The 9,863-nt window shown below is 46.6% G+C and carries 5 protein-coding genes; 3 read left to right on the top strand and 2 right to left on the bottom strand.

The features are described from left to right. Positions 1 to 204 precede the first annotated feature (204 nt). Positions 205 to 4,581 (top strand): PAS domain S-box protein, encoded by a 4,377-nt coding sequence (locus DPO_RS24755; RefSeq protein WP_006968155.1) that lies wholly within the window; start codon positions 205 to 207, stop codon positions 4,579 to 4,581. A 607-nt stretch (positions 4,582 to 5,188) separates the two neighbouring features. On the opposite strand, the gene DPO_RS19815 is transcribed toward DPO_RS24755, so the two are convergent. Together DPO_RS19815 and DPO_RS19825 are read right to left on the bottom strand one after the other, a co-directional pair. Then, positions 5,189 to 5,428 (bottom strand): hypothetical protein, encoded by a 240-nt coding sequence (locus tag DPO_RS19815; protein WP_236610004.1) that lies wholly within the window; start codon positions 5,426 to 5,428, stop codon positions 5,189 to 5,191. A 389-nt stretch (positions 5,429 to 5,817) separates the two neighbouring features. Beyond that, positions 5,818 to 6,771: a DUF932 domain-containing protein gene (locus DPO_RS19825; protein ID WP_006968159.1), complete on the bottom strand. Its 954-nt coding sequence runs from the start codon at positions 6,769 to 6,771 to the stop codon at positions 5,818 to 5,820. Between the two features lie 881 nt (positions 6,772 to 7,652). Between DPO_RS19825 and DPO_RS19830 the strand changes: the two genes are divergently transcribed. Both DPO_RS19830 and DPO_RS19835 read left to right on the top strand, forming a co-directional pair. Further along, complete coding sequence (locus tag DPO_RS19830) at positions 7,653 to 9,101, top strand: IS481 family transposase (RefSeq protein WP_006968161.1); 1,449 nt, start codon at positions 7,653 to 7,655, stop codon at positions 9,099 to 9,101. Next, a partial coding sequence (locus tag DPO_RS19835; RefSeq protein ID WP_040012115.1) for an ExeA family protein occupies positions 9,094 to 9,863 on the top strand: 770 nt, incomplete at its 3' end. The genes DPO_RS19830 and DPO_RS19835, both read left to right, overlap by 8 nt.

Raw genomic sequence — 9,863 nt, forward strand, 5'->3', positions numbered from 1 at the left:
ATCAAGTTGATATAAAAACCTGAATGGTTGTTTCTCAGAGTTGTGATTATTATCCGTCACTTGAATTTTTGTGGCCCGAAAAAATCGTGGATATCAATACTATTCCAAACCTGCTATTATCGAAAGGAAATGGAATGATTGGGCAAAGATATGTATTAATTATGATGGGAATTCTGATCAATTAACACGTTCTCAGGACAGATGATGAAATACAGACTACAAGATCTCATTGACATTGAACACTTCCAAAATCTTCAGGACAGGTTGAATAAGATCTATTCATTTCCTTCCTCGATTATTGATAAAGACGGAAACATTTTGACAGCAACTGCCTGGCAGGATGTTTGCGCAAAGTTCCACAGAAAAAACAAAGAGACGGAACAGCTTTGTATAAAGAGCGATCAATACATTTCAGACCATATCCATGAAGCAAAACCGTCTATAAGTTATCGCTGTCCACATGGGCTTATGGACAATGCTACACCAATAATCATTGACGGAATCCATTATGGTAATTTTTTCACCGGACAATTTTTTCTGGAAAAACCGGATCTGAAATTTTTTAAAACCCAGGCCCAAAAATATGGATTCGATGAAGATGCCTATATTGCAGCTGTCAAAAAGGTACCGATCTGGACACGGGAACAACTTGAAAATTATCTGTATTTCATAAAAGGCTTGATTGCTGTCATTTCTGAAAGCGGCATGAAAAGACTCAAAGAGATTGAACAACGAAAACAGATTCAGAAAAGCGAGAAACGGTATCGTTCAATTCTCAAGGCGGCAATAGACGGGTATTGGTTAACGGATACCAATGGGCGGTTGCTTGAAGTCAATGATGCCTATTGTTCAATGAGTGGCTACAATGAAGACGAACTCCTGAATATGCAAATTTCCGAGTTGGAGTTTGTTGAAACACCAGAAATTGTCGCTGAACACATGCAAGCGGTTGTCATGAAAGGATCAGATCGATTTGAAACCAAACATCGCCGCAAAGACGGAACAGTCTTTGATGTTGAAGTCAGCATCCAATTTCGCCCTGAAGATGGGGGGCAATGTGTTTGTTTCCTCCGTGATATTGCCGACCGCAAGCGGACGGAAAAAGCCCTGAAGGAAAGCGAAGAGCGTTATAATCTGGCCATGGATGCCAGCAGAGATGGTGTTTATGAATGGGATTTAGAAACCAGGAAAATTTATTATTCTCCTGGTTGGAAACGCATGCTTGGCTATGAACCGGATGAACTGCCTGATGATTTTTCAGTCTGGGAAAAACTTACCAAACCTGAAGATGTGGAAAAATCCTGGCAGATGATGAAGGAGCTCATTGAAGGAAAGCGAGATCGGTTTGAATTAGAATTTGAGATGCGGCATAAAAACGGACATTGGGTTCATATCCTGTCCAGGTTGAACATATACAAGGATGCCACCGGGGAATGGGTCAGAGTTGTCGGGACCCATGTGGATATTACGGATAGAATAGAGCAGAGAGAGGCCCTCAGACTCAGTGAATCACGCTACAGAAAAGCCCAGGAACTGGGCAAGGTGGGCAATTGGGAATATAACCTGAAAACTGCCGAATTCTGGAGTTCTGATGAAATCAAAAAAATATTCGGGTTTGATCCGAACCTAATCAGTTTCAGCACCGAGGATATGGAAAGCTGCATTATTGAAAGGGAAAGGGTCCGTCAGGCGATGGTGGATTTGATTGAAAACGGGAAACCATACCATCTGGAATATGATATCATCGCAAAAAACACCGGCAAAAGAAAAACCATTGTTTCAATTGCGGAAATTGAAACAGATGAGGCATTAAATCCCGTCAAAATTTCCGGTGTTATCCATGACATCACTGAGCGCAAACAGGCAAATGAGAATCTCAAAAAAAGTGATGCCAGGCACGGCAAAATGCTTGCGAACATCGGGGATGTAATTGTTATCATCGATCAGAACGGTATTAATAGATATAAAAGCCCGAATATCGAAAAATTGTTTGGCTGGAAACCTGAAGAAGTGGTCGGGGAAAGCACCTGGGATAATGTACACCCTGATGACATAGAGCCCACCCGGAAGTTTTTTGAAAAGATGATGCACAAGCCTGATGTCATCGGGACTATGGAATGCAGATATCGTTGTAAGGATGGCAGCTACAAATGGATAGAATTCACAGGAATTAATCTTTTCCATGACCCTGATATACAGGGACTTCTGGGAAATTATCAGGATATTACTGAACGTAAGCAGGCGGAAAAACGACTGATCAAAAATGAGGCCCTGTTCCGTGGATTATTTGATAATATGACCAGCGGTTCTGCTGTTTATGAAGTCACAAATGACGGATCAAAAGGAACGGATTATATTATTCGGGAATTTAACCGGAAAAGCCTTGAAATGGAAGGAAAAAACCTGGAAGAGGTAAAGGGCAGAAGCCTTTTTGACCTGAGGCCCAATATTGACGAATACGGATTGATTCCCGTCATGAAAAAAGTATGGGAAACCGGTATTTCTGAGTATTTCCCAACCAAGATATACCAGGATGAGAAATTTTCAAATTATTATGAAAATCATATTTTCAGATTACCCTCAGGGCAGGTAGTGACCATCTATAATGATGTCACCGATCAAAAAAATCAGGAAAAAGATCTGCAGGAAAGTGAAAAAAAATATCGTGTCCTTTTTGACACTTTTCCTTTGGGAATAACCGTTTCGGATCAATTCGGAAATATCGTTGAATCCAATGCCGTATCTGAAAAATTGCTCGGATTACTTAAAACGGAACACGAAACCCGGACCATTGACGAGCCGACATGGCGGATCATCCGCCCTGATGGAACACCGATGCCGGCGGCAGAATATGCCAGTGTGAGGGCTTTGAAAGAAAAACGGCAGATTGAAAATGTTGAAATGGGTATAGTGAAAGCCGATAATGAAATCACCTGGATTAATGTATCGGCAGCCCCACTGCATCTTGAAAAATATGGTGTGGTTGTTACCTATGGGGACATCACCGAGCGTAAGCGGATGGAAGATGCACTTCGAGAGAGCGAAGAAAAAATTCAAGCGCTGTTTTCTGCCATGACGGAAATGGTGGTTGTGCACGAACTCATGTTTGATGAAAATGGCATGCCCTGCAATTACCGAATCCTGGATTGCAATCAGGCTTTCACCTCAATAACCGGTATCAAGAAGGAAACAGCTGTCGGCAAAACAGCCACCCAGGTATATAATACCGATTCAGCTCCGTACCTGGATGTGTTTGCCAAAGTTGCTCTGTCGGGTGAACCGGCTGAATTTGTTACTTACTATGCCTCCATGGATAAACATTTTCTTGTTTCAGTAGTTTCGCCCCGAAAGAATTTTTTTGCCACGATTACTTCTGATATCACTGAAATCAGGAGGGCCGAAGCGGAACGTGAAAAACTTCAGACCCAGCTCTCCCAAGCCCATAAAATGGAGTCTGTGGGCCGTCTGGCCGGTGGAGTAGCCCATGACTTCAACAACATGTTGGGGGTGATCCTGGGACATACTGAACTGGCATTGTTGCAGGCAGATGAAAATCACGATCTGTATTCAGACCTGATAGAAATTCAAAAAGCAGCGAAGCGTTCGGCAAATACCACAAAGCAGCTGTTGGCTTTTGCCAGAAAAGATATCATCTCTCCCAGACAGCTGGATTTGAATGATATTGTGGAAAGTATGCTCAATATGCTGCGCCGGCTCATCGGTGAAGACATTGATCTGGTATGGCGGCCGTCTGCTCATCTGTGGCCGGTGAAAATGGACCCGTCCCAGATAGACCAGATCCTGGTCAATCTGTGTGTGAATGCCAGGGATGCCATCGAAGGGGTGGGAAAACTCACCATTGAAACCGGGCGGCATACCTTTGATACGGAATACTGCAACGCACATCCGGGCTTTAATCCCGGTGATTTTGTTCTTCTGGCGGTCAGTGACAATGGCCGTGGCATGGATAAGGACACCCTGGACAATCTGTTCGAGCCGTTTTTCACCACCAAGGAGACGGGCAAAGGCACCGGTCTGGGCCTTGCCACCGTATATGGCATTGTCCAGCAGAACAACGGCTTCATCAATGTATACAGCGAGCTCGGCAAGGGGACCACTTTCAAAATCTACCTGTCCCGGTTTCTTGCCGATGAAAACTTTGACAAGGCTGTTCCTGAGAAAAAAGCAGCCGCCGGGGGGACTGAAACCATTCTGCTGGTGGAAGATGAACCTTCTATTCTCAGGATGACCCGAATGATGCTGGAAAGGAAAGGCTATAGTGTGCTGTCCGCATCCTCACCCTTGGAGGCCGTGGAAAAAGCAACAAACCATTCCGGCACCATTGAACTGCTTATGACCGATGTGGTCATGCCGGAGATGAATGGCCGGGACCTGGCAGGGAAAATCACTGATCTTTACCCTGATATCCAGTTTTTGTTCATGTCCGGGTATACTGCCAATGTCATTGCCCATCATGGGGTGTTGGATGACGGGGTGGCATTTATTCAGAAGCCGTTTTCCATGGCGGATATGACAGAAAAGGTGCGGGAAGTTTTGGATATGGCCCGGGATAAAAATTAAGGTTTATTATCCGAAAGATAAGTATTCACGGCCCTGAAAAATCAAGGATACCATTTCGATAATTGATATTTTTTCAAAAAACCATCGTCCACATCGTCAATCGTCGAATTTTCAGCGGGCGGGCCACAAAAGCCTCATCCATAAACCTTTGATCCAGTCCATGAGCATAGGATAAACCATAGCCCCACCCCCAGCACCTCCTTCAAAAAGACAAGGGTCAAAAAAAACAGACCATCATAGAAGAGAGATACTGGGAATGGGACTATGGGATTAGCATTGAATTACGGGTATTGCTTGGATGAGCACGGCACTTTAACGGATGCGCCTTGCTGATTAACGGATAAACATTACCGGTTAAATGCTGCCTGGTTGGCACTGTGCCTTGGGTGATATTGGGTTGGCACTGTGCTTTGGTGCTACGGGATGAGAACTGTGCTCTGGTGCTACGGGACAAGAACTACTTGAACAACCATGATTACAATACTTTATCTATAACTATTCTTCATCATCCTGATCAATATCATCTTCCAGCCGACGGCGCTCCCGCTCTTCATCGGCCAATTCTTCTGACAATGGTCCTATGATCATCCAATCGAATATATCCAGGTCAAACATGGGCACCTCCAGCCGCTGATTTTTCTTCCACCGGCAGGAACACAGCATTATCCGGCAGCATGGACCTGAACTGGTCAGGGATTTCACCCTGAAACCATAAATTGTTTGTCTCTATATTGCGGCCATCAAAGAACTGGATTTTGAACCTTCTGCCACCGAACCCTTTGATGAAACTATCGGTCTCATGAAACAAATAATGCTGACCGTCGATGATGACCTGGTGGTTTTTCATGTAATCCGGGTAGTCGGTTTTTTCCAGCCAGAAAGAACAGTCAAAACAGTTGCTTCCGATGTAAGATTCCGGGGTATGACGGCGGGTATAACATTTTCCGCACGATGGGCAGGTGTATATTCTATCCATTGTTTTTCCCTCCTTGATTCAGTCCATATTCATTTGACACGGCATCTTTGCACTCTGAACAGATCGAGTGGGATACAATAGGAATCCCCTCTTTCTTCATGGCCACTGCAAATTCGGTTTCTTGTCCTTCTTTGGTGCCGATCAGTTTTCCGCACCAGCTGCACCTGATTTCATAAACCATATTTTTCCTCCGTGAGATTGAGATTTGAGAATAAAAAAGCCCTGCAATACTGATCATTACAGGGCTACATAAACGGGAACTATGACTTGACCATGGACAGGATCTGACCCCCTGCTTTTTCGAATTTATACACATCCGCTGTGGTCAAATTATCTGCCTTGGCTGCGGCAGTGAATGCGTTAATGACGAAAAACAATGTGTCTCCAGGTTCCATCAAAAAGGCCTTCTTGACTATCTCCGCTTCATTCTGGGACAGACCGAACCGCCTGCTGAAGGCTTCAATGGATGCCATTGGGTTATCCACATGGGACTGGCGGGACAGCAGGAAGCCCTCCTGATTTGCGGCGGAGCCCTCAATGACCATGGCCAGGGTTTCAGAGAAGTTTTCCAATCCTCGATTGCTGATGTGCTTGAATCGGGAGCCGTTTGTTTTAGCCACTGAAATCAATCCATTGGTGCAGACCAGGCGATAGAAAAACGATTCAATACTGAAGGCGATAAGCCCCACCTCACTGTTCGTGAACACGATCCCCGGGATGATTTCATCCAAAGGCCCATGACCGGAGTTCACCCCGAATGCCTTTTCAAACTCAGGAATCTTGAGCAGGAACATACCGTGGTCCAGGGAAAACTGCACTTTCAGACCGGGACTGAACCCCTGCTCCAAAAGTTGCGCCAGGATTTCCATGTTATCCAGGGGCTGATACCTATCGGTGAAAACCGCCCGAAGTGATTGTCCGTTGAACCGGCAGAAAAAGGTATCTCTGTTTTTCCGCTCCTGCTCAATCCAATAATTGAGATTCCGTGCCTGCAAATCTTCAGGACACCTGGACAGATAAGAATAAGGCACCCGGAGCCGATTGGAAAAAAGCCTTTGGGCAGTGGGAGCCACATCTACCGGTTTACCAGAAATCCACATCTGTTTGAGGCTGTCAAACTCCATCTCATGAACAGGCACGGTTTCATCAAAATGGTGGATGGAATCCTGATGCACTTTGGTGATGACGTTTTCGAGAGTTGTGATGTTTGCCATGATAATTCTCCTTTCTATGTGAGTGCAGCCTAAGAAAATGATGGAAAAAATCGCTAAAATGGTCCAGAAAAGTGAGGGAAAAAGAAAGGAGCCCCCTCACGTTTCTTGGCTGATGCGTTGATAGAGGGCTCCTGCCACATTAACCAATGGCAGGGACCATGATATCACTATACGTGCTTACTCAACAATCATTATTTTCTCTTCTTCATCAAATTGACTTGGATCTGGCGAGGCAAACTAAAGAACGCCGCTGCCCTATTGTCGAGGACCGTTGCACTATGCCAACTACTGGCGTAAACCGCGTGGCGGTCCTCCAGATCTTGAAACACTCTTTGAGCTTCGTTACAGCCTTTGCTGCGGGCGTGAAGGATGCCGCCGGCGCGTCATGCCTCCATCGGTCAGGTTTTGGGACCGCCGGGTGTATTGGGCGCCTGTGATTTTGTTGCTCACCGCCATTCGTCAGGGAAAAAATCCGGATGCAACCTTGGAACGTCTAAAGGGGATTTGCGGAGTTTGGAGATCCACTGTCAATCGCTGGAGGGATTATTTTTTAGAAATTTTTCCAGACAGCTGTGCCTGGCGCCGCCTTTCGGGTCATTTTCTGGGAAGAAGAAGGGGTCGCCTGATTCATGACCTGTTATCCAGCTACTATCGGGAGATACAGCCACCGGAAGCTGCAATGGTCAAGTGTCTCCAAGTTCTTGCTATGGGACCTTGAAAGCCAGGATAATTGAGGGTCTTCTCCGTTGATCGCCGATCACGCAGAAGTTGGGCTGATTCCAGGAGAGAATCAATTTGTTACAAGGTGTCAACTCACGGTTTTGCCCCCGTTTGTCTCCATGGTGGAGTCCGGAGGAAGCAAAACCGAAAGGAGGGACACCATGAGCAACACAAAAGCGCCTATTTGGCGACGCTGGGGACAATTTCGTTTCTCAGTGATTGGTGAACTGTTGTCCAGCCCGCCTGCCAAGGGGCAACTGCAGCAGGCTATTCAACGGCTTTCACAAAAAATCTATCAACATCCCATTGATGAAGACCAGAAATTCACACTGGGTGCATCGACCATTGAACGGTGGTATTATAAAGCCAAAGAGGTTGATGATCCGGTAGCTGTTCTGGGGCGAAAACCTCGATTCGATGCCGGGATACGATGGTCCATGCCCCAAGCACTGTTGGATGCTTTAAAAGCCCAGTACCAAAAGTATCCCCGCTGGACTGCGCAATTGCACTACGACAACCTGAAAGTTGTGGTGCAGGAAAAGCCTGAATTAGGAAAATTGCCCAGCTACAAGACTGTATTACGGTGCATGCGGGATAACGGTTGGTGGAAATCCCGTGAACCGGCCCGGCCTGGCCCCGGACAAGTACAGGCTGCCAGGCACCTTGAAAATCGGGAAGTGAGAGGATTTGAAATATCTTTCCTTCACGGCCTTTGGCATCTTGATTTTCACTATGCAAAAGTTCGCATTCTTGATGCGTCCGGGAACTGGCTTCAGCCCATGGTACTGGCGATCCTTGATGATCATTCCCGTATTTGCTGTCACCTGCAGTTTTATCTGGCCGAGACTGCGGAGTGTCTGGTCCATGGACTGGTCCAGGCTTTTATGAAACGGGGGCTGCCCAGGTCATTGATGACCGATAACGGATCGGCAATGCTGGCAGAGGAAACCACACAGGGTCTTGCCCGTCTGGGCATTGATCACAAAACCACCTTGCCTTACTCCCCCTATCAAAATGGTAAGCAGGAAGTCTTCTGGGGCCAGCTTGAGGGACGTCTTTTGGAGCTGGTACGCAAACATAAGGATTTGAAACTGTCCTTTTTAAATCAGGCAGCCCAGGCCTGGGTTGAACAGGATTACCATCGCAGATTCAACCGGGAGATAAAATCAACCCCTTTGGACCGCCTTCTTAACGGTAAAAGCGTTGCCAGAAATATCCCGGACAGTGAGGCCCTCCGCCTTGCCTTTACACGCAGGGTGACTCGGAAACCCAGACGTAGTGATGCTACCGTCGCTGTTGGCGGCATTCGCTATGAACTGCCTGCCAGGTTCGGCCACATGGAATCGGTTGCCTTACGGGCTCCGGGCTGGGATAGAAGTCAGTTGACTCTGGTAGATCCCGGGACCGATGCCCCCCTTGCACAGCTGGCACCCCAGGATAAAACGGCCAATGCGTCAGGAAAACGCCGGGTGATTTCCCCTGAAATCTCCCTGACAGATCCTGTTGATACACTTGAATACCCGGCACTGCTAAAAAAGTGGATGGCCGATCACGCAGCCACCGGACTGCCGCCTGCTTATTTGCCCAAGGAGGAAAACACCATTGAATAACATTGATATTAAAAGCCTGTATGGCCTCAAGTATAATCCTTTTTTGCCAAACATTCCTGAGGAGGCTCTTTATATGCTTCCCGGCTCAGAGACGTTTGAGCTTCGTATCCGTTCCATGGCCCGACAGGGCGGCTTTGCTTTGATTACCGGAGAACCCGGATTGGGCAAAAGCAAGACCTTGCATAAAATGGCTTACGGCCTGGAAAAAGTCCCTGATCTTGCCGTCGGGGTTATGCAACGTCCTCAAAGCAGGCTGGGAGATTTTTACAGGGAGCTTGGAGAACTGTTTAATGTAGCGCTTTCACCTGCCAACAGGTATGGAGGCTTTAAGACCCTTCGAGAACGCTGGATACATCATTGCCAGAGCACTTTGTTTAAACCGGTTCTGCTCATTGATGAGGCCCAGCATGTCTCTGACGAATGCCTGACAGAATTAAGAATCCTTCAAAGCCACCAGTTTGATTCACAAAACCTTTTGTTTACGATACTTTGTGGAGATAACAGGCTTCCTGAGAGATTTCGTTCACCGGAACTGTTGCCATTGGGAAGCCGGATCGGCCCAAGACTGGTTCTTGAACCGCTTACTCCGGATCAGTTGCAGGAGTACCTTCATTTTGCATTGGATCAGGCAGGAAACAGCCAATTGATGTCCGAAGAATTGATACGGACCCTGGCCGGTCATGCCGCCAACAATCTGCGGATTCTCAACCAGATGGCTGCAGAGCTTCTTAATACTGCCGCAGTGAAAGAACTGCCAAAAAT

This window comes from Desulfotignum phosphitoxidans DSM 13687 (assembly GCF_000350545.1).
In the GTDB taxonomy this organism is placed as follows: Bacteria; Desulfobacterota; Desulfobacteria; order Desulfobacterales; family Desulfobacteraceae; genus Desulfotignum; species Desulfotignum phosphitoxidans.

Bases quoted from the DNA above. Each gene is read 5' to 3' on its own strand.
- DPO_RS19830 (WP_006968161.1), top strand. From the start codon at position 7,653: ATGAGCAACACAAAAGCGCCTATTTGGCGACGCTGGGGACAATTTCGT.
- DPO_RS19815 (WP_236610004.1), bottom strand. From the start codon at position 5,428: ATGAAAAACCACCAGGTCATCATCGACGGTCAGCATTATTTGTTTCAT.
- DPO_RS19825 (WP_006968159.1), bottom strand. From the start codon at position 6,771: ATGGCAAACATCACAACTCTCGAAAACGTCATCACCAAAGTGCATCAG.
- DPO_RS24755 (WP_006968155.1), top strand. From the start codon at position 205: ATGAAATACAGACTACAAGATCTCATTGACATTGAACACTTCCAAAAT.